Genomic DNA, 264 nt, shown 5'->3' with positions numbered 1-264 from the left:
CGTCGCGCAGCGCTTTCAGGAAAGCGTCGCGATCGACGTGATGTTCTCTGCAGGCATCGTCCACGGTGTGGAAGCAGGCGATCGGGCAGCCGACGCATCCCATCCTGAAATCGAGAAAGACGCGGATGGCCGCCGGCTGTTGTTTCATCACGTCCGCCACCGGATCGTCGAATCCAATCGGCATAGGCACCTCCCAGCCTGAATTAACCACGACGCGCCCGCTCCTTGTTTGTCGAAGCACAACCTTCACGAAATTTCCCGCCA

The 264-nt window shown here is 59.5% G+C and carries 1 protein-coding gene; it reads right to left on the bottom strand.

The window, feature by feature from the left end; all coding sequences use genetic code 11:
- Positions 1-184 (bottom strand): DUF1858 domain-containing protein (locus SAZ04_RS22290; RefSeq protein ID WP_332699824.1); only part of this gene is annotated, 184 nt, incomplete at its 3' end.
- Positions 185-264 lie beyond the last annotated feature (80 nt).

It is taken from the genome of Halalkalibacter lacteus (assembly GCF_036663595.1).
GTDB lineage: Bacteria > Bacillota > Bacilli > Bacillales > Bacillaceae_D > Halalkalibacter > Halalkalibacter lacteus.
The sequence above is the reverse complement of the archived record's forward strand: the minus strand, read 5'-3'. Positions and strand labels throughout refer to the sequence as shown.